At 62.0% G+C, this 24,443-nt stretch carries 27 protein-coding genes; 16 read left to right on the forward strand and 11 right to left on the reverse strand.

Features of this window, described 5'->3' with window-relative positions:
- Positions 1-2 precede the first annotated feature (2 nt).
- Positions 3-1,124, reverse strand: coding sequence for a hypothetical protein (locus GGD40_RS20845; RefSeq protein ID WP_179744757.1), 1,122 nt, complete (start codon positions 1,122-1,124; stop codon positions 3-5).
- A gap of 210 nt (positions 1,125-1,334) precedes the next feature.
- Here GGD40_RS20845 and GGD40_RS20850 point away from each other — a divergent pair, with 210 nt between their 5' ends.
- The 12 genes from GGD40_RS20850 to GGD40_RS20905 all read left to right on the forward strand — a co-directional run bounded on the left by GGD40_RS20850 (position 1,335) and on the right by GGD40_RS20905 (position 12,164).
- On the forward strand, positions 1,335-1,580 hold the full coding sequence (locus GGD40_RS20850; protein ID WP_179744758.1) for a helix-turn-helix transcriptional regulator: 246 nt from the start codon (positions 1,335-1,337) through the stop codon (positions 1,578-1,580).
- 5 nt (positions 1,581-1,585) lie between these two features.
- On the forward strand, positions 1,586-1,945 hold the full coding sequence (locus tag GGD40_RS20855; protein ID WP_179744759.1) for a hypothetical protein: 360 nt from the start codon (positions 1,586-1,588) through the stop codon (positions 1,943-1,945).
- Between the two features lie 31 nt (positions 1,946-1,976).
- Positions 1,977-2,510 (forward strand): hypothetical protein, encoded by a 534-nt coding sequence (locus GGD40_RS20860; protein ID WP_179744760.1) that lies wholly within the window; start codon positions 1,977-1,979, stop codon positions 2,508-2,510.
- 57 nt (positions 2,511-2,567) lie between these two features.
- Positions 2,568-2,822: a hypothetical protein gene (locus tag GGD40_RS20865; RefSeq protein ID WP_179744761.1), complete on the forward strand. Its 255-nt coding sequence runs from the start codon at positions 2,568-2,570 to the stop codon at positions 2,820-2,822.
- A 65-nt stretch (positions 2,823-2,887) separates the two neighbouring features.
- Positions 2,888-3,250 carry a hypothetical protein gene (locus tag GGD40_RS20870; protein ID WP_179744762.1) on the forward strand — a complete coding sequence of 121 codons (363 nt, stop codon included), beginning with the start codon at positions 2,888-2,890 and terminating at the stop codon, positions 3,248-3,250.
- A gap of 31 nt (positions 3,251-3,281) precedes the next feature.
- Positions 3,282-3,596 carry a hypothetical protein gene (locus tag GGD40_RS20875; RefSeq protein WP_179744763.1) on the forward strand — a complete coding sequence of 105 codons (315 nt, stop codon included), beginning with the start codon at positions 3,282-3,284 and terminating at the stop codon, positions 3,594-3,596.
- Between the two features lie 90 nt (positions 3,597-3,686).
- On the forward strand, positions 3,687-6,590 hold the full coding sequence (locus GGD40_RS20880) for a phage tail tip lysozyme (protein WP_179744764.1): 2,904 nt from the start codon (positions 3,687-3,689) through the stop codon (positions 6,588-6,590).
- 99 nt (positions 6,591-6,689) lie between these two features.
- On the forward strand, positions 6,690-8,744 hold the full coding sequence (locus GGD40_RS20885; protein ID WP_179744765.1) for a hypothetical protein: 2,055 nt from the start codon (positions 6,690-6,692) through the stop codon (positions 8,742-8,744).
- Between the two features lie 30 nt (positions 8,745-8,774).
- A complete protein-coding gene (locus tag GGD40_RS20890; RefSeq protein WP_179744766.1) occupies positions 8,775-9,668 on the forward strand; it encodes a hypothetical protein in 894 nt (297 codons plus the stop codon).
- 93 nt (positions 9,669-9,761) lie between these two features.
- Positions 9,762-10,379 carry a contractile injection system sheath initiator gene (locus GGD40_RS20895; RefSeq protein WP_179744767.1) on the forward strand — a complete coding sequence of 206 codons (618 nt, stop codon included), beginning with the start codon at positions 9,762-9,764 and terminating at the stop codon, positions 10,377-10,379.
- A gap of 12 nt (positions 10,380-10,391) precedes the next feature.
- On the forward strand, positions 10,392-11,741 hold the full coding sequence (locus GGD40_RS20900; RefSeq protein WP_179744768.1) for a hypothetical protein: 1,350 nt from the start codon (positions 10,392-10,394) through the stop codon (positions 11,739-11,741).
- A gap of 189 nt (positions 11,742-11,930) precedes the next feature.
- Positions 11,931-12,164 carry a hypothetical protein gene (locus tag GGD40_RS20905; protein ID WP_179744769.1) on the forward strand — a complete coding sequence of 78 codons (234 nt, stop codon included), beginning with the start codon at positions 11,931-11,933 and terminating at the stop codon, positions 12,162-12,164.
- A gap of 77 nt (positions 12,165-12,241) precedes the next feature.
- Here the strand turns inward: GGD40_RS20905 and GGD40_RS20910 are convergent, their stop codons facing one another.
- The 4 genes from GGD40_RS20910 to GGD40_RS20925 all read right to left on the reverse strand — a co-directional run bounded on the left by GGD40_RS20910 (position 12,242) and on the right by GGD40_RS20925 (position 13,753).
- Entirely contained in the window at positions 12,242-12,553 is a 312-nt protein-coding gene (locus tag GGD40_RS20910) for a hypothetical protein (protein ID WP_179744770.1), read from the reverse strand.
- Between the two features lie 55 nt (positions 12,554-12,608).
- Complete coding sequence (locus GGD40_RS20915) at positions 12,609-12,911, reverse strand: hypothetical protein (RefSeq protein WP_179744771.1); 303 nt, start codon at positions 12,909-12,911, stop codon at positions 12,609-12,611.
- A gap of 133 nt (positions 12,912-13,044) precedes the next feature.
- A complete protein-coding gene (locus tag GGD40_RS20920) occupies positions 13,045-13,443 on the reverse strand; it encodes a helix-turn-helix domain-containing protein (protein WP_179744772.1) in 399 nt (132 codons plus the stop codon).
- A 1-nt stretch (position 13,444) separates the two neighbouring features.
- Entirely contained in the window at positions 13,445-13,753 is a 309-nt protein-coding gene (locus tag GGD40_RS20925; RefSeq protein ID WP_179744773.1) for a type II toxin-antitoxin system HigB family toxin, read from the reverse strand.
- A 555-nt stretch (positions 13,754-14,308) separates the two neighbouring features.
- Between GGD40_RS20925 and GGD40_RS20930 the strand changes: the two genes are divergently transcribed.
- Positions 14,309-15,133 (forward strand): SIR2 family NAD-dependent protein deacylase, encoded by an 825-nt coding sequence (locus GGD40_RS20930; protein ID WP_179744774.1) that lies wholly within the window; start codon positions 14,309-14,311, stop codon positions 15,131-15,133.
- Between the two features lie 51 nt (positions 15,134-15,184).
- Here GGD40_RS20930 and lplT read toward each other — a convergent pair whose 3' ends face one another.
- Both lplT and GGD40_RS20940 read right to left on the reverse strand, forming a co-directional pair.
- The gene (gene lplT / locus GGD40_RS20935; protein ID WP_179744775.1) at positions 15,185-16,483 is read right to left on the reverse strand and encodes a lysophospholipid transporter LplT; all 1,299 of its coding nucleotides are present in this window, start codon (positions 16,481-16,483) and stop codon (positions 15,185-15,187) included.
- Positions 16,484-16,789: 306 nt separating this feature from the next.
- The gene (locus tag GGD40_RS20940) at positions 16,790-17,593 is read right to left on the reverse strand and encodes an inositol monophosphatase family protein (protein ID WP_179744776.1); all 804 of its coding nucleotides are present in this window, start codon (positions 17,591-17,593) and stop codon (positions 16,790-16,792) included.
- A gap of 343 nt (positions 17,594-17,936) precedes the next feature.
- Here GGD40_RS20940 and GGD40_RS20945 point away from each other — a divergent pair, with 343 nt between their 5' ends.
- A complete protein-coding gene (locus tag GGD40_RS20945) occupies positions 17,937-18,776 on the forward strand; it encodes an RNA methyltransferase (RefSeq protein WP_179744777.1) in 840 nt (279 codons plus the stop codon).
- 201 nt (positions 18,777-18,977) lie between these two features.
- A complete protein-coding gene (gene cysE / locus GGD40_RS20950; protein WP_179744778.1) occupies positions 18,978-19,829 on the forward strand; it encodes a serine O-acetyltransferase in 852 nt (283 codons plus the stop codon).
- A gap of 10 nt (positions 19,830-19,839) precedes the next feature.
- Here cysE and GGD40_RS20955 read toward each other — a convergent pair whose 3' ends face one another.
- The 4 genes from GGD40_RS20955 to GGD40_RS20970 form a co-directional block, all read right to left on the reverse strand.
- Positions 19,840-20,637, reverse strand: a complete 798-nt coding sequence (locus GGD40_RS20955; RefSeq protein ID WP_179703884.1) for a UDP-2,3-diacylglucosamine diphosphatase — start codon at positions 20,635-20,637, stop codon at positions 19,840-19,842.
- A gap of 69 nt (positions 20,638-20,706) precedes the next feature.
- Positions 20,707-21,201: a peptidylprolyl isomerase gene (locus GGD40_RS20960; RefSeq protein ID WP_179703885.1), complete on the reverse strand. Its 495-nt coding sequence runs from the start codon at positions 21,199-21,201 to the stop codon at positions 20,707-20,709.
- A 137-nt stretch (positions 21,202-21,338) separates the two neighbouring features.
- Complete coding sequence (locus GGD40_RS20965; protein ID WP_035546312.1) at positions 21,339-21,920, reverse strand: peptidylprolyl isomerase; 582 nt, start codon at positions 21,918-21,920, stop codon at positions 21,339-21,341.
- A 48-nt stretch (positions 21,921-21,968) separates the two neighbouring features.
- Positions 21,969-22,772 carry a tetratricopeptide repeat protein gene (locus tag GGD40_RS20970; RefSeq protein ID WP_179744779.1) on the reverse strand — a complete coding sequence of 268 codons (804 nt, stop codon included), beginning with the start codon at positions 22,770-22,772 and terminating at the stop codon, positions 21,969-21,971.
- Positions 22,773-23,003: 231 nt separating this feature from the next.
- Between GGD40_RS20970 and cysS the strand changes: the two genes are divergently transcribed.
- A complete protein-coding gene (gene cysS, locus GGD40_RS20975) occupies positions 23,004-24,401 on the forward strand; it encodes a cysteine--tRNA ligase (protein ID WP_179744780.1) in 1,398 nt (465 codons plus the stop codon).
- The last annotated feature ends 42 nt before the right edge of the window (positions 24,402-24,443 follow it).

A 24,443-nucleotide genomic window follows, 5' to 3' on the forward strand; every position in this document is an offset into this window, starting at 1 on the left:
TTTTACTTGCTGTGGTGGATGGACTTCAGGCGCTGCATTACGCCGCCGTCGATTGCGTGGCCGAGACTCAGGCAGGTGCTGACGTGGATTCCCTCTGCGCCGCTGATCGCTCCGGATTGCATGCCCTTCGCGCACGCTGCCTCGACCTCAGAGCGGGTCAATAGGCGCGTGGGCGTCGCGGTGGTCTCGCCAGTCAGCTTCTTCAGAAGATGATCCGGGCAATCCCCGGTCATGTTGACGTGGTGCTGAATCGCCTGTGCTTCAGCGCCCGTGATTGCTCCCGCGTGCAGGGCAGCGGCTGCGCCTTTGAGCAGGTCTTCGGGGCTGTAGCGCGGCTTCGGATCGCCGCCGATGGTGGTGCTCGCGACACGCTTCGACAGGGATTGCTTGCGCATGGCGCTGCCGCCCGTGAGAGTGGCCGAATTCGAGCCGTAGCCAGCTTCGAGCGACTTGACGAGTTCTTCGTTGCCGACCGCCCGCGCCAAGCCAAGCAAGCGCGCTTTGACGGTCGCCATCGTGACGGGCTTCGTGGATGGCTTCGCAATCGACTTTGCGAGTGTCGGCTTGGCTGCTGCGGGCGCGGCCTTCACGCCGACGGCTTGCGCTGCCGTAAGGCCGCTCGTCCCGTACCGCGATTCGAACGACTCGCCGTGTTCGGTGCCGACCGACTTCGCGAGCGCGGCCGGGTTGCTGCAATAGAGCGAGTTGAGCACGCTGAGAGTGCGTGCGCGCGCTTCTTCGTCGCTCACAAGCGCCTTCATGAACGAACCGAAGCCCTTCTGCACGCGATCCTTCATAACCTGAAACGCGCCGAACGCGCTGCCTTGGGCTTTGCTCATCGAGCGGCCAGCATTGTCCGCGCGCTGCTCGCGGGCGTCGCTCATGCGGGCGAGTGCGTCGTCTTCCGTTTCATCGCGAACGCGGCGCATCCCCTGCGCTACCGGCTTGCGCTTCGGCACGCCGCGCAGCAGTTCGTCGGGGCCATGCGAACGGCGGATAACGGCCGTCGGATTGGCGGGCGCGTGACTGCCTTCGTGCGTGTTGCCGCTCGCGCGAAGGTGGTGCTGTAGCGCATCGGCATGCTGCTGCGACTTCAGCAGTGGGCCGGGTGACAAATTAGCCATCAATGCAGCATGGCGCGGTACGGCGTTAAGGTCTGCCTCGCGGCTGGTGACGGGTGATGGGCGGTGCATGAGTGCTCCTGTCTGTTGATAGACCGATGGTGCAATCACTACTTTCAGGTGTGCTGACTGGTGCGAATGACGCGATTTATTTTGTTTGCGCCCGAAAAATTCGTGACGCCATAGTTGAGTCCATCGAAGCACAAGACGCGAATGACGCGAAAGACCAACAAACCCGGAGGTACGCATGTGAGTGATGCCGCTGTAGTAGTGGCCGGGCGCGGGGCAGACCTAATCTCAATCGGCGAAGTGAGTGAAATTCTCGCCGTGTCGAAAAGTACGGCGGCCCGCATCGCGACCAAAGAACCGGGGTTCCCGAAGCCTTACACGCTGAACCCCAAAACGAAGAAATACAGCCGCCTCGAAGTGCTCGACTGGCTGGCATCGAAGAAAGGATGATCGACGTGACGACCAAACCGAACACGAAACGCCAGGAGGGCGCGACGATGTCGAAAGAAGACCTGAGCAAGAAAATCGCCGATGCGCGCGCCGCGCTCGCAAAGGCGCTCACCGCTGGCGACCCGACCGCGAAGCTGCGCGAATACGTCCGCGAACTTGAAGCTGAAGCGCAGGCCGCCGCCGCCGCGCAAGCCGCTCAGGAAGCCGCTGCGCGCGCCGCAGAGGCATCGAAGCAAGCCGAGCGCGAAGCGTCGATCCGCGCCGCCGCAATCACCCTGCAAGAGGCCCGCAACGCGCGTCTTGACGCAGTGCGCTCGCACCTGTCCGTGCGTGCAATTCCCGATACCCGTTCGAGCTTCGTTTAAGCCCGATATCTGAACCAATAGGAGTTTTACGATGACCACTCAAGCCCTCGAAAATCTGGCCCGCGCACGCGCCGCCCACGTCGAAGCCAGCACTGCACTCGACCAGGCAGCGCAGGCGAATAGCGCCCTTCTGGTGCGCGCCGCAGAGGCCCGCGCAAAGATCGAAGAGGCCGTTCGCGAAGCGAAGACGAACGGCGATCCGACCGGAAAGTGGGCGATGCAATTGCGCCTCGCGACCGACGATCAAAACGATATTCAGGGCATGCTGAACGGTTCGCAGGCGCTCCTGAACGAACGCAATGCGGCCATGGCTGCTGCGAATCAAGCCGTACAATCCGCCGAGTTGGAAGCGCGCCATGAAGAAGCCGGGATTCATGCCCGCGAACTCGATGCCCACATTTGCGAACTCGAAGCCAAGTTCTGCGAAGCGATTCAGGCTCGCCTCGCGGTCCACGTCGCAATGAATCCGCCGTCGCAGTTCGGTAGCAAAACGGCGTGCCACAAGTTCTATGCGCCGTCGCGCCTCATGCACAACATCGTCGCGCGTCAAGACGCAGCCGCCTAACCATCCACGGGCCGCCTCGCGCGGCTCCATCGAACCCTTCAAAGGTATCTGATCGCCATGCAACTCACCATTCAAAAACTGGCTCCGATCCAATCTTTTCCGAACGCCGAATACACCGTTGAAAAGTACGACGGCGGATTTATCACCACGTTCGACGGTACTTGCCGCATTGACGGCGCTTTCGATCCGCTCGACACGATTGGCGTGACCGACGGCGACGGCAACGCGCTGCGTGGCGTGGTGCAGTCGGTGTCGCGTGTCCTCAAAGATGGCGCGTTGACGGCGGTTGTTGACGCCAAGCTGATCGCCTAACCAACTCTCACGGGCCGCTCTAGGGCGGCTCAAAACCTCTCTATTCTCGTAAAAGGTAACTGATTATGCGCGCAGCACATGCAACCGACTTCGTTGTTGACGTTGAAAACATCGGCCGCTTCACCTTCGCCCGCCGCAAGATGGGCGACGTGGCAAAGATTCGTTCGCGCTACAACGTGATGACCGAAGGCAACTACACGCCCGAAGGCTACATTGCCGATATGTCGTCGTGGGCCGTCGTCACGCTGCAAACGCTGATGGTCGCGCAGCCGGATTCGTTCAACATTGACGACCTCGACCCGCTGATGGACGTGGACTGCGAAAAGAAAATCACCGCGATCTACAACGCCCTGCGCAATAAGGAGGACTCTTTTCGTCCCAAACAAGCGCAAGGAAGCGAAGTCGCGGGGGAAGGAACTAGCGAATAGTTACGAGCTTTGGTATCGCGACCGATACAACTTGCCGCCAAATCATCCGCTGTTTCTCGAAGTTAGCGCGGAAGACATCGAAGCCGAATGGTGGGCGTATCACTATCGCGATTCCAAGGCGTCCGTCGAATTCGATGATGACGACGAAAACGCCTCAAGCGACTACGAAGCTGAAGCGCGGCGTGAGATGGAAGAGATGGAAGCGGCGGCTGCTGCGGCGGGTATGACTCTCGAAGAGTATCTGAAGCCCGCACCGAAGCCAGCAGAAGCCTCAGAGCAGCCAGCGCAACCCGTCGCAGAGCCTGACCCTGACGACCCCGAAGAGTGGGGTGAGAGCATCGTCTAAGAGAGCCCCGAAAGGGGCTTTTTTCATTGATCCGCGCGCTTCGTAGTGACGCCACGATAAGGCTATCAAACACGGATTCGGAGCATGGCAATGGCGGAGATCAAGATCGGAGTTTCGGCGGGAGTTGGCAACGTAGACCAAGCCATCAAAAAGGTGACGGACAGCCTTAACAAGATGGGGCAGGCTGCGGCTGCGGCGCAGAAGATGAAGTTCGAACCCGCTGGGGTCAAGGACATCGCTCGCGATCTCTCGATGATTAACCAGCAGTTCAAGCAGACCCTTGCGCTCAGTGCGCAATTGCGGAACGCGCTGAAGACGAGCGGGCAGTCGGGGCTTCCTCTTCACCAGATCGACTTCGACAAGGCATTCCTCAACCCGGCGACCGCGCAGAGCATGCGCAATAAGGTGTTCCGCAAGGCCACTCAGGGCACGTCGCTCGACTTCACGATTTTCAACCCGGTCAATCATGCGGGCGAGGCCCTATCGACTGCTGCTGCCGAAGCGGCCGAGCAGAAGAAAGCGCAGCGGGATCGCGACAATCAGGCTCGTGCCGATGCGCGCAGCAAGGCTCGCGATGATACCGCCCGGCTTCGGAAAGACCGTGCCGACGAGAGCGCGAAGATGCGCGAGTCTGAATCGGCGACGAAGCGCGCTGCGAAAGAGGACTCTGCAAGCGCTATGCGCCGCACGCGGGCATGGCGCGGCGCGGCAGGCAGCATTGGAACTGCGGTAGGCACGGCTGCGGGTGCTGCTGGCGGCGGTATCGGCCAGATCATCGGCGGCGGCATTTCTGGCGCGGCCGGGGCATTCGGCGGTGGCGGCGGTATCGGCTCGATGCTGGGCGGCGGCGTTGTAGGCATGATTACTGGCGGCCTCGCAATGGCCGGGCAGTTCATTTCACATGGCGTTGAACTGGCTGGCAATCGCGCCGGGGACGCAGACACGCTTAAGCGTCAGATGGGTGACCTCGGCGTGTCGTTCAGCGATCTCATTGCCGGTACCGAGAAGTTTAACCAAGGGCTCGGCGTATCTAGCGCTGAATTTGCCAAGCTCGAATTGTCCGCAGAGGCTGCGAGCGGCGGTCTGTATCGCACTGCTGACGAAGTGGGTCGCGCTACTGCTGGCGGCGTAGGTTTCGCTCGCGCGTTCGGAATGGACCCTTCGCAAGGCATCAATACGCTTTCCGGCTCGCAGCGCATGGATTCGCACGCGAGCCTCAACGAACTGGCTGTGAAGTTCGCGAACGCCATTCAGGGCGCGCAAGGGAAGGCTCTGCCGGGCGAAGTGGCCGCGATCATTCAGGGTATCGGCTCGCAACAGAACCGCCTCACCGCCGATGCGCCGAACCTCGACCGCATCGGCAATATGTTCAATTCGGTTCTCAAGAGCATGCCTGGCATGACCGCATCGCACGCGGCTGGCATCCTGGGGCAAGCGAATTCCGCCACGCAAGGCATGATGGGCCGCGAAGCGACCGCGAACCTGGCTATGCGCGCATTCGGCGGCCTCGATCCGATTCAGGCGGATTGGTTGCTTGAGGGCGGATTGGGCGCAACGGTTTCTTCGCGGCTCGGTAAGGGTAGCAACTATGCCGGCTTTACGGGTGGCGGCATGAGCGGCAACACGACCGTCGCAAGCATGCTCATGCGCCAGATGCGCGCCGATCTCGGAATCAAGGGCGTTACCGGCACAGAACAGCAGCAAGAGCTTCTGGCGAACGGCATCAAAAACGCATTCGGACTTAGCTCGATGGATGACGCCGTCGCGCTGTCGAAAATGAGTTCGAGCGACACCGATAGCCTGATGGGATACATCAAAAAGAATCACATTGACCTCAACAGCATGAACCCTGAAAGCCTCGCGCGGTTGACGGGGCTGTCGAAGACGGATTCGTTTGCGGGTGTTGATGCCGTATATCAGGATATGCGCGGCGGCCTGACCGACGACGAGCGCGATGTTCTCGACAAGAAAGAGAAGGCCGCGCAGTCTGGCAATCCGCAGGATGTGGCGTCGTTCAAGGCTGAAATTGGCCGTGTCGCGAGCGGCATGGGTCAATCAGACGACCTCGGCACGAACATGCGCCAGGCTGCGAAAGACCTTGATGACATCGCAACGAACATCGGCCAGCGCATCGCCCCGGGTATCACCAGCATGGAAAGCTGGCTCGAAGCGCTGGCGAAGAAGATGCTGGGCATTGGTGGCGAAATGGGACCGCCAAGGCCCGATACGAGCATCCCTGATCCGAGCGCGACGGCTGGCATGGGCGCTGCATCGCATCCGCAGGGCGCGGGCTCTGGAGGCCTTGGCGGCGATATGACCTCGCGCGCCGCAGCGCTGAAGTCGCACCTGCTGTCTCAGGGGGTGCCGGAAGCGCAGACGGACGGCATTCTCGGCAACGCCGCACGCGAAAGTTCGGTGACTGCTAACGCATGGAACCCGGACCACACGATGTATGGCCTGTATCAGTTCAACGGCGCGAATCGCAAGGCGTACGACGTTTGGGCTAAGGCCAATAAGCGCCCGGGCATGTTCGATAGCTCGGCAATCGACCAAACTGATTTCATGTTGAGCCAGATTCGCAAGGGTGGCAGCGAGTACGGCCGCATGGGCGCGTTTTGGAGCGCCGCTTCCCCGGGCGTTGCTGGCACTGCGTTCAATTCAGGATACGAGCGCCCGGCGAGCGTCGCGCAGGAGAACCCGATTCGTTTCGACCTCGCGAACCGCATGGCGCAGATTCCTGCTGCTGACCAGGCAAAGCAGGCTGAAGCCGTCGCCAAGGCCAACGCTGACGCTGCGCGCTACTCCGCATCGTACGGCGGCAACATGGGCGGATTGAACGGGGCTGGCGCGAATATCTCGGTGGTGCTCGAACACACGAACAACAACATCGCCGACGGCCGCATCAAGTCGCAGAAGGTGACGAAGACCTTCCATGCGCCTCTTGCGCAAGGGTCCACGCCCCGCTTCAGGTTCTCGACCGATACCGCCAGCTAAACCATCGCGCCCGCTTGTATTGGGGCGCTCTCCTTTCTGCGATCCGTCGGACGTGATGCCAGCCTATGTCTATCGAATTCGACATAGGCAGCAGAGAAAATGAGGGTATCCCAAAGGCGTCCTGGCATTAAGGTCTATCTGCATAAGGTGGTGGGCCGCAGTAGCGTGAGTGGCGCGAGCGGCAACAGCGCGCCCGTTGCTGGCCGCTATGCACTGCCGACCAATAACGGCACGGTCGCGAACATTATCGACATTACGCCGTGGCTCGGCGAGGGCTCTGTCGTCCGCACACAGCGATCCGTTCGCGAGGGCACTGGCGGCTTCTCGATCACGATGCTCGACCGCTACGACGCGGCGGTGCAAGACACGCTATACACGATGATCGAACCGCTCGACATTGTGGAAATTCGCTTCGCTGGCGACGCATACAAATATGCCGGAAGCCAACTCGGCAAGCATCAAGGCGTGGCGCAGACGAACGCGCAACTCCCGATCCAAATGTGGGGGTGGATTACCGATGTTGAGCGCATTGAGAGCGTCGGCGGCGGCGACGGTAAGCCTCATTGCGGGCTCGAAATTTCGGGCCACGACTACTCGAAGATTCTGCAACTGATGCAGCTTTCCAATCTGCCGGGCACGCCGACGCAAGGCAACCTAATTCAGACGTATCCGATGTTTGCCAACTTTGGCACGCTTCAAAACATGCAGGACGCCGCCACGTTCCTGACTCAGTTTATCGGCGCGTTCAGCGCGGCGAATCCCGATGGAAGCGCGCCGACGCAGCCGAATAACAGCGTCAACGGGTACATTCAGAAGATGATTCAGGCGGCGACAATCGCCGAGCAAACGAGCCCGCCTACGCCATCCCTTCAGAGTCAATTGACGACCGCGCAGCAGACCGTCAACGACCTGCAAGCGCAGTATCAGCAACTCACAGCCCCGTCGCTTACGAGCGTGATTAGCGCCGTGGCAGGTGCCGTTGGCGTTACGACGAGCCAGGCGAGCCAGGCGCAGGCGCTCGCCGCGCAGATCGCGCAAGCGCAGCAGCAGGTGAGCCAGCTTCAGGCGACCATCGCCGTGAATAGTCGCCCGCAAACGGCGATGATCCTGCCTATCACGCTCGACATTCAGGTGCCAGATTGCAGCGTGACGATCAACATCGGGCAGGTGGCGGGAAGCAGCGCATTCAGCATCCTTCGCGACTACTTCGACACGAAGAACGGCTGGAACGAAATGTTTATCGAGGATCGCGATGCTGGCCCGTGGGGCCCCGCTGGCCCGTACCTTGTCTATCGCCCCGCGCCGCTGCTGGACATCGCATCGCGCCTGCCGATTCAGCCGATTCTCACGGACGCAAACGGCAATCCGGTATCGACCTCTTCCGTCGCGCAGCAGAACAATCCGACGTATCCGGTCGCGAACACGCTGACCATTGATCGCGGCGATATCACGTCGATTTCATCTAAGCGCGATGACCGGAACATTGGCAATTACTTTTGGGTGGAGTGCGCCGCGTTCGATATTTACATGGATCAAATGAACCGTGTGTACGCGCTCGCGCCGGCAACGCCTGGCAACGAAATGTATCAGGCCGGTTACCCGAACTGCAACCCGGCCGTCTATGGCCTTCGCCAGATGACCTCATCAACCTCGATGGGCGGCCCGGGTCAGAAGAACAACGGCAACGGAATGCAGGATGGTCCAGAACGCGAGGGGGTGAAGCAGAGCCTCATGGGGTGGATCAACGCGCGGCGCGGCCAGCTAATCCAAATGAATAAGGACAACGTCGTTTTCGAGTCGGGCACGCTGCGCATGAAGGGTAACGAGAACCTTCGCCCCGGCATGTACGTCGCGGTCTTTAACGGTGCGTCAGTTTCGGGGTCGGCGAATAGCGGTGCGCCTGCATCATTCGGCGCGCAGCCGTCGCAGAATCAGTCGCTGTATTACGCACACAACGTCACGCACACGTTCGAAGTGTACGGCAACTATTTTTGCGACGCGGAGTATGACCGGGGCACTGGATTCTCAGACCGCCTGACATCGCAAGTCCCGCAATTCTTCACTGAGCGCGCGCAGCCGACCGATCCGGCCACGCTTGGCGCGTCGAAGCCATCGCTTCTCTCGACAATCAGCAGCGCAATTTCGAGCCTCTAAGGACTGTCAAAAATGAATCTGTATAGCGGTTTGTCGCTCGCCGTTGTCGTCGCGGTGCATCCAGAAGGAAACTCGATTGACGTTGTCGATTCCGATAGTGGCGCATGGATCGGCAATGTGCAAGTCATGTCGCACACGGGCAGCAGCAACACGGGGCACATGGACCTTGCTGATATCGGCATGCCCGTCGGCGTGTCTCAGTGGGATTTGACGCAAGCCCCTGAGCGCTACGTGCAGGCGCTGCTGTCGCACGTCAAGGGGATGCCTATTGCCGTCGGTTTTTTGATGCCCCAAATCACGCAGATGACCTTCCAGCGCTCGAACTTCCGCGTGAATCGCCACGCGTCCGACGTGTACGAAACGACGAACGCCCAGGGTGACCACGAATTCTCGCATCCGTCTGGTTCATACATGCGCTGGGGGCAAAGTCCCGCTCACGAAGACCTGACCGGCGCGGACTGGGACGGCCAATGGCAGATCACGCAGAACAAGGGCTCTGCGCCGCACCTGAATATCACGGTTGCGAACGCGGGCTCGCCGGTTGCGACTCTTCACTTCGATCCGCAGGGGAATGTCACGCTGACGCACAACGGCAACCTGACGGTCAACGCGAAGGGCAACGCGGCGGTGACGGTAGGCGGAACAACCGAACTCGACTCGTCTGGCGACGTGACCATCAAAGCCCCGCAAACGACCGTAGAAGGGCCGCTGACGGTCACTGGACCCTTCGCCTTCCAATCCGGCATGACGGGCTCTGCTGGCAGCGGCGGCGGCGCAACGATGCAGATTCAGGGCGATGCGACATTCTCTGGCACGCTGACGGGTGAAACCGACGTGGTGGCAGCCGGTATCAGCGGCAAGGGCCACAAGCACACGTCCGAATCGCCGGGCACTCCGACGAGCACGCCTATCGCTGGCGCGTAACGCAGAGGCCACCTTCGGGTGGCTTTTTTCATGGCCCTCTCGCGTGGACGTGATGCCACCATCGGGCCATGACCTCTACCGCGCGTTGACTTTATGCCATCCATCTTCGATACCCCGCTAACCGGCTTCCGCTACGTCCAGACGCAGCACGGCGACACGCTTCAGGAGTTCGCCGCTCGCGTCATGGGCGATGCGACAAACTGGGCCATCCTTATCGGGATGAATAACCTGGTCCCGCCGTATCTGACGGACGACCCGACTCAGGTGACGGATGGCGTCGTGCTGAATGGCTCGACGCTGATGATTCCGGCCGCCACGCCCGCGCCGTCAACCGACGTGGACGACGTTTTCAAGACGGACGTGCTGCTCGATGCCGATGGCTTCCTTGCGATTACGGAAAACGGTGACCTCGCGACGGTATCTGGCTCGGCGAACCTCGTGCAGGCGCTCGAAAACGCGCTCGACACAGACCAGGGTGAACTGATTTATCACCCGAAGTACGGCTATCGCGGACGCCGCTTGCTGGGCTCGAAGAACGGGGCGACGGCTGGCCTGATGGCTGCGCGCTATGCGAAGCAGACCGTGGCTGCTGACTCGCGCATTTCTAGCGTGACTAGCTCGACCGCGACCGTGCAGGGCGACGCGATTGCGACGGTTGTGCAGGCTGAAACGGTTGTCGGCACGAAGGTGCCCGTCGCCACGACGATCTAACAAGGATTCGCAATGTCTATCAGCTTGCCAACATCGCTCACGCTGCCGTCCGCGCTTCAGGCGCTTCAAGCTCCGACCAATACGACGCCGGGAAGTCGCCCAATCTCGTTCATGATTGACGACCTGACGGCCCCGGCTGCGGCCACACCAAGCGGCCTCGACGGCGTGCTCAGTCTCGTCGGCTCTGCGCTGGGCCTCGGCGGCGGCTCGAACCCGCCGACCTCGTACAGCTTCGGTATCCCGCCCGAATCGCTGACGCGCACGGAAGTCAATCGCGTTGCCGTGCAGAACGCTCTCGGCGGCGCATGGGTGGACGACTTCGGACCCGGTATCACGCAGATTCAACTGAGCGGCACGACCGGCTGGCGGGGCTTCAACGGGAAAGACGGCCTTACGCTTTTCCAGAACCTGCACACGCTGGTTATGAAGACGTGGAACCAGAAGCGTCAGGACGCCATGAGCAAGGGGCTCGACCCCTCTCAAGTAGAACTGATCTTTTCGGACGGCATTGATGGGACTGTGGACGTGGTGATTCCCACGAATTTCACGCTGCGCCGCTCGAAGCAGAGCCCACTTATTGCGCGCTACGATATCAGCCTGTTGGTGACCGGCGACGCGCCGCCGCCCGCGCAACCCGGCTTCCCTCAGAGCCTCGCGACCGCGCTTGGGCTCGATAGCCTGTACACGGCAATCGCGACAATCGGCGCTGTCATCAAGTCCGCCGTCGGCGTCGTCAGTTCGGTGATTGGCGCTATCACTGGGGTCATTAACAGCTTCCTGAGCCTCGCGTCGCAGGCGCTGTCGTTCGTTTACGCATTCCAGAACACGAACGCCGGGCAGGTGGCTTCGATGATCGGTTACACGACGGCGATTGCGCAGGCGGGCACGCAGGTGTTTGCGACGCTGGGCGCTCTGCCGGGCCTCGATGCGAACGACATCGGCTGGTGCATGACTGGCTATTCCGCGATGTCCGACGCCGCGTGCGTTTGCTCAAACGTGTTCGCTCAACTCGCAAAGACGTTCCCGGTTTATACGGGCCTCTACGGCGCATCAAACTGCTCCTCAACGGTTCCGGGTTCGTCGCCGCAGTCGCAATATGCGCTGGCCGCGCCGGGTTCGTTCGCATCGAATCCGTTTTGGGACGTGGCCGGCACGCCCCCGCCGCCGCCCGCCATCAACGTCAATCAGCCCGCAGTGCTGGCGCTTGCGACCATCAACGGGACGGACTGCGTTCTTTCGCCGCTGACGCCGCCGCAAATCGCCTCGCTGCTGGGGACCATCAATACCGGCGTGAGCGTCAACATGAGTGCGGGCGCGTCCAACACTTCAAGCTCGCCGAGCGGCTCGCTCATGAACGGTTGATGGGGTGGCTGTCGTGATGGAGAATAGGAACTGTGACGCGACTTAGATCATCCCGTCACGCTTGACGTAGTCCTTCAGCCCCGCACGGTTCGCCGTCGCGGGGCTTCTCTTTTGTGCGTGGACGTGATGCAAACATTGCGGCACGCGCCCGGCAAGGGCGAAGCCAACATACCGATTTAAGGAATCACCATGTCCGCAAGCACTCGCATCGTCGTCAAAGACACAGACGGAATCACGTTCGACCCGACCTCACTGCCGCACGCGTACACGTACGATACGCACGGCAACATGCTGACCGATACGTGCATCGAAGCCGGTTCCATTGTGCGCGTGAAGACGTTCACGTATGAGCAGATCGGCGAGGCGTGGGTAGTGCAGAGCGAGACCGCGTGGGTGAATCAGTCCGGTCTGGCTGCGGAATAGGGCCGCTGAAGGGCTCGCGCATGTTGGTGTTGCCGATGGCGCGCGGACGGCTCTGGTGAGCTATCCGCGCGTGTGAGTCAGTGGACTATCGGTGCCGTCGGGTCGCGCGCCTCTTTCTCGACGCGAACGATGTGCGCCACAAGATCGGCCCCGACGTTTTGCACGAGCGCCTGCGCCCACGCCAGAACGGCGGCGTCAATTGTCTCGCGAGTGGCTGCACTTGTCAGTCCGATACTCGCCCGAAAGCCGAGCGTGATCGCGACCGTGCCGTCTTCGGCGTAGGCCAGCGTTCCCCCGGCCCCTATAGCGGGCATGCCGTCCCCGTTCTGTTCGTCGCCCACCACGTAGAAACTGGACTCGTCGCCGTCTGTTTCGAGATTGCTTTCCATCGCCGCTCCCCTGAAAAAGGGCCGACATATGCCGACCCTCTGCGCCGCCGCCGAATTATGCCTCTAACGCTTCGGCGGTCTTCGTGATTACGAGCGCGATGTTCTCTTGGCTCGCCGCGACTGGCATAGCCGATTGCTCGGCGGCGATTAAGAATCCGAGAACCATTTTCGCGCAGTGCATGAGGAGACTGAGCGCGTTTTCGCCGAGGAAGCTTTCAGCAACGGCCTGCGCCTGCCGACCGATGATTTCCGCGATGTTGTCCCCCTCGAAGCCGACCGTCCCGGCGTTCTGCTGTGCGCGCAAATCAGCCACGAACTGCACGAACTCGCCGACGATTGCTGCCGTTTCTTTTTCCATGCTATTCCCCGAAGAATAAAGCGCTTAGAACGCAAAAGGGCGAGCCGGATCACTCTGGCTCGCCCTGACGGGTCATTGTTGTTGCGCTGCGATCCTACACCAAGCTATTTACGTCTGCGTTAGTGGCTTCCCTCTATGCGTGCGCTTCCTCGTGCTCGTCGCGCTCCTCTTCAGAGTGACCAATCAGCGACGTGGCCGGGATGCCAAGCCCCTCATGCAGGCGGCGAATCATCGGAAGGGTAAGCTGGCGCGTGCCGTTCAGAACCTCATAGACGCGATGCCTCGGCCCGATGTACGGGACTAGGTCTGCCGCGGTCAAGCCCTGGGCTTCCATGCGGAATTTGATGGCGTCGATAGGGTCTGGCGGCGGGATATGAAAGTGCTTGTCCTCGTATGCGCTGACGAGCGCGAGCAAGACTTCCATGCGGTCGCCATCGGGCGTCCCTGCATCCGGGCCAACGTCGAACAGAGCGGACAAATCATCTAGCGCCGCGTCGTAATCTTCTTGCGTGTGAATGGGGCGGATGTCCATGTCATTTCCTCCTCAGTTCGACGGTGGCCGCGTCCACCTCGTTGTATTCGGCATGCGTTCCGAAGAACTTGATGTAAACGGCCTGAAAGCTGTAGTTAATCCCTGTGATAAGCCGGTAGTCATTGCCCTTGATGTTGAAGACGACGCGGTTGTTCGCGATGATGCTCGCGTTCGCGTACCGGTTCTTCACATCCTGCGGGCTCGACCACTTCGCCGCCAGCGCGTCGTCATACCATGCCTTCAGAAACCCGGCTGCCGCAGGGTAGTCCTCGCAGGCGCGAAGATAGGTCTGTTTGGATACGATGTTCATGTGACCATGGTAGTCCCACTGTGGGACTCGGTCAACAGAATTCCCTTTGCGTACCGTGGTTTTCTCGCGTCGCCGGTTCGGGGCGCGCTGCGTCGATTTTTGCGTTGATTGGTGTTTTCGCTGCCAGCAAACCCGCGCCGGGCCTAGTTCCTGAACTGCTGCATCATCGGCGTATGTTGTGCGACCTCGCTGGCCGCTGCGCTTTGAATACCCATCCGTGGTGTCTTTTTGCGTTAGCTGTTCAGGGCGTGAGTTTAACCCGCCGATGGGGCGAACGGACCCTGGCCGGATGGCTAATCCGCGCAGTCAATCGCGCGCGACAGCCTGGCGCGGCGTATTGGTGACCCGCGCCGGCTCAACGAGTCCCGCTTCACCCGCGCATCCCGTCCGCATAAGACAGCATACGACCGCAATTAAGCCATTCGCGGGCACGGTGAATTTGACACCCTTGCTCAATAAATCGCTGCATCGGATCATGTTCACTGCCGGAGCGCACCGCTCCGGTTAAGCTCCACTCCAAGCTAAAGCGTGCGCCGATTCCAGAAAAACCGATCCATGAATGAAGTCGAGAAATTAAAGCGGGCGGTTTCGTGGCTCCGTGACGCAGATGGTTTGCTCATCACGGCAGGGGCGGGCATGGGCGTCGATTCAGGTCTGCCGGATTTTCGTGGGGCGGAAGGGTTTTGGCGGTCTTATCCTGCGTTGCGCCAGCATCAACTGACGTTCCAGGACATGGCGAATCCACGCACGCTCGTCAAGGCGCCGAATTTATCCTGGGGCTTTTATGGCCACCGGCTCCAACTCTACCGGCGAACCGTGCCTCACCACGGTTTTCAGATGCTTCGCCGTTGGGCCGAAAATATGCCGAAACACGCCACTGTTTTCACCAGCAATGTTGACGGTCAGTTTCAGAAAGCAGGATTCTCCGCCGATGTCCTAGCGGAATGCCACGGCTCTATCCACATGATGCAATGCTCGGAAGTCTGCACCGACGCCATCTGGTCGGCGGCGGCGTTCGAGCCGGTTGTGGACGAAGTCGAGTGCCGCTTACTCAGTGAACTTCCGACCTGTCCGCATTGCGGCGCCGTTGCGCGACCGAACATCCTGATGTTCGGCGACTTTGACTGGATTGCGCTGCGCACCGAGGCGCAAGAGGCGCGACTGAATGTTTGGCTTGCGTCCGTAGAACGGCCTGTCGTCGTGGAGATCGGCGCGGGCAAGACTATCCCGACTGTTCGGAATTTCAGTGAGCGGGTGGGCGCCCGCGTCATCCGCATCAATCCCAAAGATCCGGGCATCGCTCCGCATCGTGGAGTCGGTTTTGCGAGCGGGGCGCTTCAAACGCTCTCGCTGCTGGACGAGGCCTTAACCGGTTTTTAACCGGCGTCTAGCGGGCGTCGATCGCGATTCACCCGCGCCCGCGCACCGCCCTCACTCCTCCACCATCACCCGCATATCCACCTTGCGCTCATTCACCGCGCTGCGCCGTTTCGCGAGCCACATCATGAACGTGATGAAGCTGCCGAACACCACAATGATCCACTGCGCCGGCAGCTTCGCGGTCAGCAGCAATGCATAGACCCCAAGCATCAGCAGCACGGCCAGATTCTGATTGAAATTCTGCACCGCGATCGAGTGCCCAGCGGACAACAAAGTCGCGCCGCGATGCTGCAGAATCGCGTTCATCGGCACGATGAAAAAGCCCGACAACGCGCCGAGCAGGATCATCAGCGGATAAGCGAACAGAATGTAAAACGGCAGCACGTATGTGCCGATCCGAATGCCCGAGCCCGCCGGGAACAGATCCTTGTTGTAGAACGCCACCGCGATCGCCACCGCGCCGGTGAGAATCCCCACCGGCAGCACGCGCAACGATTTGCGCAATGGAATCAGCGCCGCCGCGGCCGCCGCGCCGACCGCGATGCCGAGCCCGGTGACGCCCTGCATCACCGCCGCCTTCGACAGCGACAGCCCGAGATTCACGTTGGCCCATTTGAGCACCAGCAATTGCAGCGTCACCGCGCCGCCCCACATCAAGGTTGTGACCCACAGCGCGATCTGCGCGAGCTTGTCGGCCCAGAGCACGTTGAAGCAGTGATAGAAATCGCCGACCAGCTTCTTCGGCTCGGCGAGGCGGTTCGGATAACGCGCGCCGGTGTCGGGAATGAAAATATTGATCGCGGCGGCGATCGCGTACGTGACCATGGTCGCGAACATCGCCAGATCGGCGGACGAGCGGATCAGCGGCCAATGCGCATGCGCGACGAATTTATCGGCGACCGTACTGATCAACGCGCCGCCGACCATCGTGCCGACAATGGTCGACAGCACAGTCGCCGATTCGAGCCACGCGTTCGCCTTGACGAGTTTGTCGGCGGGCAGCAACTCGGTGAGGATGCCGTATTTGGCGGGCGAATACGCGGCCGCGCCGAAGCCGACCACGCCGTAGGCGATCATCGGATGCACGCCCGCGATCATCATCAGGCAGCCGCTCGCCTTCAACGCGTTGGAGACGAACATTACGTGCCGCTTCTGCATGGCGTCGGCGAAGGCGCCGACGAACGGCGCGAGCAACACGTAGGAGACGGTGAAGAAAATCTGCAGCAGCGGGGTGACCCAGGCGGCCGAGCGAATCACGGAGAGTAGCGCGATGGCGGCGATCAGCAGGGCATTGTCCGCGAGCGACGAAACGAACTGCGCCGCGATGATTGTGTAGAAGCCTTTTTTCATGAAGCGGGTCGGAAGCGGTGCGCCTGGTTGGACGCACGGCAGGGCGCAGCGAAAGACGCGCAAAACGCAACCGGCGAACGAGCGGGCCGGCGCGGCATCCCGCTTTGTAGCACGAACGCCTGCGCGATGCAGGCGAGCCAAACGAAAAAGCGGCCGAAGCCGCTTTGGGTGTTTCTTTGGGTGTGGCCTGAGCCGACACCCAAGACCGGTCGGTCGCGCAATGACGCGCGCCTGGCACGTGAATCCGGCACGTGAATCTGGCGGTTCCGGCTTCAGCCTTCACACCAGATCGCAGCCGTGTCTCGCTCAGCCCGCTTGCTGACGGGTACGGCTATAGCGCGACAGGATCGGGATCATCTGCGCGTAAATCTTCGGGTTGCCCGCGACGATTTCGCCGATGTGCAGGAAGTCCGAGTCGCCCGTGTAGTTGCCCACCAGGCCGCCCGATTCCGTGATCAGCAGGCTGCCCGCGGCGACGTCCCACGGATTCAGGCCTTGCTCGAAGAAACCGTCCATGCGGCCGGCGGCGACGTTCGCCAGATCGAGCGCAGCCGCGCCCGGACGGCGCAGGCCGGCGCAGGCTTCGGTCATTTCAGCGAACTGGCGGCCGTAGGCGGCGAGGCCGTCGGTTTCGCGGAACGGGAAGCCCGTGCCGATCAGGCCGTCGGCGAGACGGTCGCGCTTGGCGACGCGGATACGGCGGTCGTTCAGGAACGCGCCACGGCCGCGCGAGGCGGTGAAGAGGTCGTTGCGGGTCGGATCGTAGACCACGGCCTGCGACACGACGCCCTTGTGGGCGAGCGCGATCGACACGCAGTAGTACGGGAAACCGTGAATAAAGTTGGTGGTGCCGTCGAGCGGATCGATGATCCACTGATATTCGGATTCGTTATCCGACTTGCCGGATTCTTCGGCGAGGATCGCGTGATCGGGGTAGGCGGTCTTCAGCGTGTCGATGATCGCCGCTTCAGACGCTTTGTCGACCTCCGTGACGAAATCGTTGTGCTGTTTCTTGCTGACCTGAAGCAGATCGAGGTCGAGCGACGCGCGGTTGATGATCTGGGCTGCGCGGCGCGCGGCCTTCACAGCAATGTTGAGCATGGGATGCATGAGACTGGATCCTTGTGCCGGGGCAGCACGGCTGCTGGCCGGTAAATAAGCGCTAAACCTGCGCTGACAGGGCGCCTGCGAGGCGCGAAAACAGCACGGAACGCTCGCCCGGTACAGGACCGGTGCGCATTCCGCCGACGGAGACGAATTGGATAAGAACGAGGCGCCGGACCTTTCGGTGTCTTTCGTAGACAGACGAAAACCGGACGCGAATCTCAGTATTTTACCTGAGTTTCGCCTGAGTCCGGGCGGCGAGGCATGGTTTGCCCGTATTTACAGGTAAATCGGACCGCTGCCGGGCTTGGCGCTACCATACGCGTCTTTAGTCTTGCAGAACGCCATCGTGGACCACACCCACCATTCCTCCGATCCTGCCGTGGCCGAGTTGCGCGGCGGCTTCACCTCGACCCGTTTCGTGCTCGTCGAGCCGAGTCATCCGGGCAATGTCGGCGCGGCGGCGCGCGCGTTGAAAACCATGGGCTTCTCGCGCCTCGTGCTGGTGTCGCCGCGCGTGCCGAACGTGCAAAACGATCCGGAAGCGATCGCCATGGCGAGCGGCGCGGACGACGTGCTGGCCTCCGCGCACGTCGTGCATACGCTCGCCGACGCACTGAGCGGCGTGCACTGGTCGGTCGCGCTGACGGCGCGGCTGCGCGAATACGGGCCGCCGCAAGGCGCGCCGCGCGCTGCGGCCGGCGTCGCGCGCGAACAGGCGGCGCACGGCGAGATCGCGCTGGTGTTCGGCAACGAGCGCGCGGGCCTGTCGAACGAGGACGTCGAGCGCTGCAGCGCGCTGGTGCATATTCCGGCCAATCCGGCCTACAGCTCGCTCAATCTCGCGCAGGCCGTGCAGGTGCTGGCGTATGAGTTGCGTACGGCGTATCTGTCGACGGACAGCGCGGCGTCCACGGCGATGCAGACGGCCGCGCAAGGATCCGCGGCGCAGGGCGACCCAGCCGAACCCCGCGCGGCCAGCGACGAAATCGAGAGCATGTTCACGCATCTGGAAAGCGCGCTGGTCGCGCTCGAGTTTCTCGATCCGGCCAATCCGAAGAAGCTGATGTCGCGCTTGCGCCGGCTGTTCGCGCGTTCCGGTCTGGAGCGCGAGGAAGTGAATATCGTGCGTGGCATCGCCAAGCACATTCTGCAGAAAACGCGCCACCGGGACGGCGACGCTTCTTAAGGCCGCGTAAAGCCGCGCGTCGCGATCGACGACCTTGCCGGCAGCGTGGGCTTCCGGCAGGTTTCGCGCAATCGCCCTACAATCGCTCGAAACGTTCTAAGCAAAGCTGCCAATCTGCTATGCGGCAAGCATGCCGTCGCGTGTGATGTTCCACACCGGCGTTCTGCTGGCGATCTTTCCTCCCACGACACCATCCCTGCCATGTTCACGAGACTTCGCGAAGACATTGCCACGATCCGCGAGCGCGATCCCGCCGCCCGCAGCGCCTGGGAAGTCATCACGTGTTACCCGGGCCTGCACGCGCTCGTGCTGCACCGGCTCGCGCATGCGTGCTGGCAGGCGCGGCGCCGCTGGCTCGCGCGCTTCGTGTCGCAGATGGCGCGCTTCATGACCGGCATCGAAATTCATCCGGGCGCGACGGTGGGGCGGCGCGTGTTCATCGATCACGGGATGGGCGTGGTGATCGGCGAAACGGCGCAGATCGGCGACGACTGCACGATCTACCAGGGCGTGACGCTCGGCGGCACGTCGCTTACGCGCGGCGCGAAACGGCATCCGACGCTTGAGCGCGGTGTGATCGTCGGCGCGGGGGCGAAGGTGCTGGGCGGTTTCACGATCGGTGCGGAAGCTAAGATCGGTTCGAACGCGGTGGTTACCAAACCGGTGCCCGCGCGGGGGACGGCGGTGGGTAATCCGGCGCGGATCATCATACCGGCGGCGGCCGCGGTGGCTTCGGCAGGCGCGTCCGGCGGGGCGCCAGGCGATGCGGCCGGAGTCGAGCCGCAGGAAGCGAAACGCGCGAGCGCAAGCAGTGCGTTCTGCGCCTACGGCATCACGCCGAATGCGGACGATCCGGTGTCGCTTGCTATTCACGGGCTGATCGATCATGCGGCCACGCAGTCGAAACGCATCGACGAAATCGTCGGTGCGTTGGAGCGGCTGGGCACGAGTCTGGAAGGGCTGCAAGGCGCCGACGCGGCGTTGCTCGATTTGCGGCGTTTGTCGGCCGCGATCGCGGGGAAGGTGGAAACAGCAGCGTCAGCGGAGCGCTGAGCCGCCCACATCAATCCAGCGGCAGCGCCCGAATCCCTTCGGCATCGATCCGCAGATAACCACCACGGCGCTCGCCGTGGTCGAGATCCCAATCCGGCAGCACCCAGCGTGTGCCCGCAGCTTCGCGGTGCCGCGCCGGCCGGTGCGTGTGGCCGTGAATAAGGGTCGCCGTCTTCGACGATTTGAAGAGCGCCGCAATCGCCTTCGACGTCACGTCGTACTTCGGCGAGACCGGTCGCGAGCGTCCTTGCTCGCTCTTCGAGCGCATGTTTTCCGCGAGCGCCTGACGCCAGCGAAACGGCCACGCCAGAAACAGAAACTGCGCGAAGCGACTGCGCGCAAAGCGGCGGAACGCCTGATAGCCAGGATCAGCGGTACACAGCCCGTCGCCGTGCGCGAGCACGACGCGGGTGCCGAACGCGGTGATCACGAACGGATCGGGCAGCCAGATCGCCCCGGCCGCTTTCATGAAGCGCTTGCCCAGCAGAAAATCGCGATTGCCATGCATGATGTAGAGCGCGATGCCGCGCTCCGACAGCGTGTGCAGCAGCGCCGCCATGCGGCCGGCGAACGGCTCGACGAGCATGTCGTCGCCGATCCAGTACTCGAACAGATCGCCGAGAATGAAAACCGAATCCGCCTGCTCCGCGGTGACGCGGATGAAATGCTCGAACGCGGCGACCGTGTGCGGAATCGCCTCGCTCAAGTGAATGTCGGAGAGGAAAAAAAACGGGCGTGCGGCGTGCGGGCGTTTGCCCTCGCCAGGCACGCCCGCGGCGACGCTTCGCAGCGGCGTTTCTTGCAGCATTGAAGGTGCCTGATATCAGTTCGAACGAGTCGACGCGTGCACGGCGCGCGTGGGGCGCGCCATGGCCGCTTAGTCGACGATCACAGCCTTTTCGATCACGACGTCGTCGACCGGCACGTCCTGATGGAAGCCCTTCGAACCCGTCTTGACCTTCTTAATCTTCTCGATAATGTCCAGACCGTCGACGACCTTGCCGAACACGGCGTAGCCCCAGCCCTGCGGCGTCGGCGACGAGTGGTTCAGGAAGTCGTTGTCGTTCACGTTGATGAAGAATTGCGCGGTCGCCGAATGCGGGTCGTTCGTGCGTGCCATCGCAACCGAACCGTTGACGTTCTTCAGGCCGTTGTTGGCTTCGTTGTCGATCGCATCCGCGGTCGGCTTCTGCTTCATGCCGGGTTCGAAACCGCCGCCCTGGATCATGAAGCCGTCGATCACGCGGTGGAACACCGTGTTGTCGTAGTGACCGGCCTTCACGTAGTTGAGGAAGTTCTCAACCGACTTCGGCGCCTTCTCAGCGTCCAGTTCGAGCTTGATGACGCCGTGGTTCGTATGCAGTTCAACCATGATGGAATCCTTTGATGAACGAGGTGGGTAAAAAGCGCGGCCGCCCGTCACGTGATGCGATGACGGCGGTCCGCGCCGGGGCGTAGATTGAGCGCCTGCTGCTGATTGTTACTTGCTGTTGATTGCTGTCAATTGCGTTACTTGCCGACCACCGTAGCCGACTCGATCACGACGGCCTTGGCCGGCACGTCGCTCATCGGGCCGCGCGAGGTGGTGGGCGTGCCTTCGATCTTCTTCACGACGTCCATGCCGCTCGTGACCTTGCCGAACACCGCGTAGCCATTGCCGTCCGGATTCGGATAGTCGAGGCCGGCGTTGTCCACCGTGTTGATGAAGAATTGCGCGGTGGCCGAATTCGGATCGCTGGTGCGCGCCATGGCGAGCGTGCCGGCGGCGTTCTTCAGACCGTTACGGCTTTCGAGCGGAATCGGCGCGCGCGTCGGCTTCTCGGCGAAGCTCTGCGTGTAGCCGCCACCCTGAATCATGAAGCCGCGAATCACGCGATGGAAAATCGTGCCGCTGTACTGGCCGGACTTCACATAGTCGAGGAAGTTGGCGACCGTCTTCGGCGCTTTCTCAGGATACAACTCGACGCGGATGTCGCCTTCCGACGTCTTGAAGAGGACGGACGGATGCGTGGCTTGCGAACCGGACTGGGCAAAGGCGGGGGCGTTTGCGATCAGGGCGGCGCTGCCGAGCGCCAACATCAACCATTTCATGAAGATCCTCAGGGTTGGAAAAAACGATGTGCCGAAAACAGCGTGGCGTTACTTCGACGGCGCCATGTAGGGCGGCATGGCGAGCGAGCCGTTCGAGCCGCCGAACTGGAAGCTGGACGTGTCGGTCATGTTCGAGGTGGCGCGGGCCGTGTAATCGTCCGGCGCGACGGCCGCCTTTTTCACGGCGGGCGTTTTGGTCTGCGGCGGCGAGACGATCTTCTGGATGTCCGCGAGGCGCTGCGTGGTCGTGGCGCTCGCCTTGCCCAGACTTTGCGCGCGACGGTAGGCCTCATTGGCCATGCGCAGATAGAGGTCGCCGAGGTTCTCGTAGGCGAGACCGTAGCCGGGATTCACCTTGGTTGCCGTTTCGAGCGCGGCGCGTGCTTCCGTATAACGGCCTTGCTTCGCGTAGAGCGCCGCCAGGTTGTTATACGGCTCGGGCAGCTCGGGGTACAACTGCGTGAGTTCGGTGAAGGCGGTGATCGCCTCTTCGTCGCGATTCAGGTGGGCCAGCACCGTGGCGCGCTTGAATTTGGCCTGCGCGTCGCGCGGGTTCGACGCGATGCGCGCGTCGAGCTGGGTCAGCGCGGCCTGCCAGTTTTTCTGCGCGATCGTGGTGTCGATTTCCGGCGTGTTGTCGCGCACCGCGGGGCCTTGCGGTAACGTCGACGCCTTCTGCGCGAACGCGGCGGCGCCCGGCACAACCGCCAGCGCGGCAGCGAGGGTGACGCGCAAGGCGAGGGCACGCGTGGAGTCACGGACAACGCCACGGGACATGCCGCGCACGACGCCACCAAAGGCTGTCGCGGCGAGGGTCGCAGCGCTACTCGCGCGGCCGCTGGAAGGTTTCATAGGCTCAGGTCTGGATGTTATACTCCGACCCATTCTAACAAAAGGTCTGCGCGTTCCGTCGAACCGCAAACTGTCTTTTCGCCACTCGTGGTCGTCTCCGCCTTGATCGCAGCCTGACCGCCGCACCCGCTGCACCGGTTTTGCTGTACGCGACGCCCCCGCCGTCAGTTCGCGGGGCGCGGCGCGCATGAAACACATTGCGGATTTCTTTCGGCCCACGCACCGTTCTCTATGGAATCACTGCGCATCTACAACACGCTCGCGCGTGACAAGCAAAACTTCGTGCCGCTGCAGCCCGGCGTCGTGCGAATGTACGTCTGCGGGATGACCGTGTACGACTATTGTCACGTCGGTCATGCGCGGGTCATGGTCGTGTTCGACATCGTGCAGCGCTGGCTGCGCACGCTCGGTTACGAGGTGACCTACGTGCGCAACATCACGGACATCGACGACAAGATCATCCGGCGCGCGGTCGAGAACGGCGAGACGATCAAGTCGCTGACCGACCGCTTCATCGCCGCGTTGCATGAAGACGCGGACGCGCTCGGCATCGCGCGGCCCGACATCGAACCGCGCGCGACCGACTTCATTCCGCAGATGCTCGGCATGATCGAGAAGCTCGAGTCGAACGGTTACGCCTATCAGGCGAGCGACGGCGACGTGAACTACGCGGTGCGCAAGTTCGCGGGCTACGGCAAGCTGTCGGGCAAATCGATCGAAGATCTGCGCGCGGGCGAACGTGTCGCGGCGAACGACGCGAAGCAGGACCCGCTCGACTTCGTGCTGTGGAAAAAAGCGAAACCGGAAGAACCGGCCGACACCGGTTGGGACTCGAAATTCGGCCGCGGCCGTCCCGGCTGGCATATCGAATGCTCGGCCATGGGCTGCACGTTGCTCGGCGAACATTTCGACATTCATGGCGGCGGTCAGGACCTGCAGTTTCCGCACCATGAAAACGAAATCGCGCAAAGTGAAGCCGCGACCGGACAAACGTTCGTGAATTACTGGATGCACAACGGCTACGTGCAGATCGACAATGAGAAGATGTCGAAGTCGTTGAACAACTTCTTTACGATTCGCGAAGTATTGGCGCAGTACGATGCCGAGGTCGTGCGGTTTTTCATTGCGCGTGCGCACTACCGTTCGCCGTTGAACTACAGCGACGTGCATATCGACGACGCTCGCAACGCGCTCGCGCGTTTGTACACCGCGTTGAAAGACGTCACGCCCGACAGCGTCCAGCTCGACTGGAACGAAGCGTTCGCGCAGCGTTTCCAGACCGCCATGAACGACGACTTCAACACGCCGGTCGCGGTGTCGGTGTTGTTCGAACTGGCTACTGAAGTGAACCGCACGCGCGACCCTGCGCTCGCCCGTCAACTGCGCTCGTTGGGTGCGGTGCTCGGGCTGCTCGGCCGTGAGCCGCGTGCATACCTGCAGCAGGCCGCGGGCGCCGCCGCCGAAGGCGCGCTCGAGCCCGCCGCGATCGAAGCGAAGATCGCCGTGCGCGTGGCCGCCAAGCAGGCGAAAGACTATGCGGCAGCAGACCGGATCCGGGCCGAATTGCTCGAGGCCGGCGTTGCACTTGAAGACAAACCCGGCGGGTTGACCGAGTGGCGGCGCGTGTGAGCGCACCTCGTAGTTCCCTCTGATCGACTCGCCAGGCAGGAG

It is taken from the genome of Paraburkholderia bryophila (assembly GCF_013409255.1).
In the GTDB taxonomy this organism is placed as follows: domain Bacteria; phylum Pseudomonadota; class Gammaproteobacteria; order Burkholderiales; family Burkholderiaceae; genus Paraburkholderia.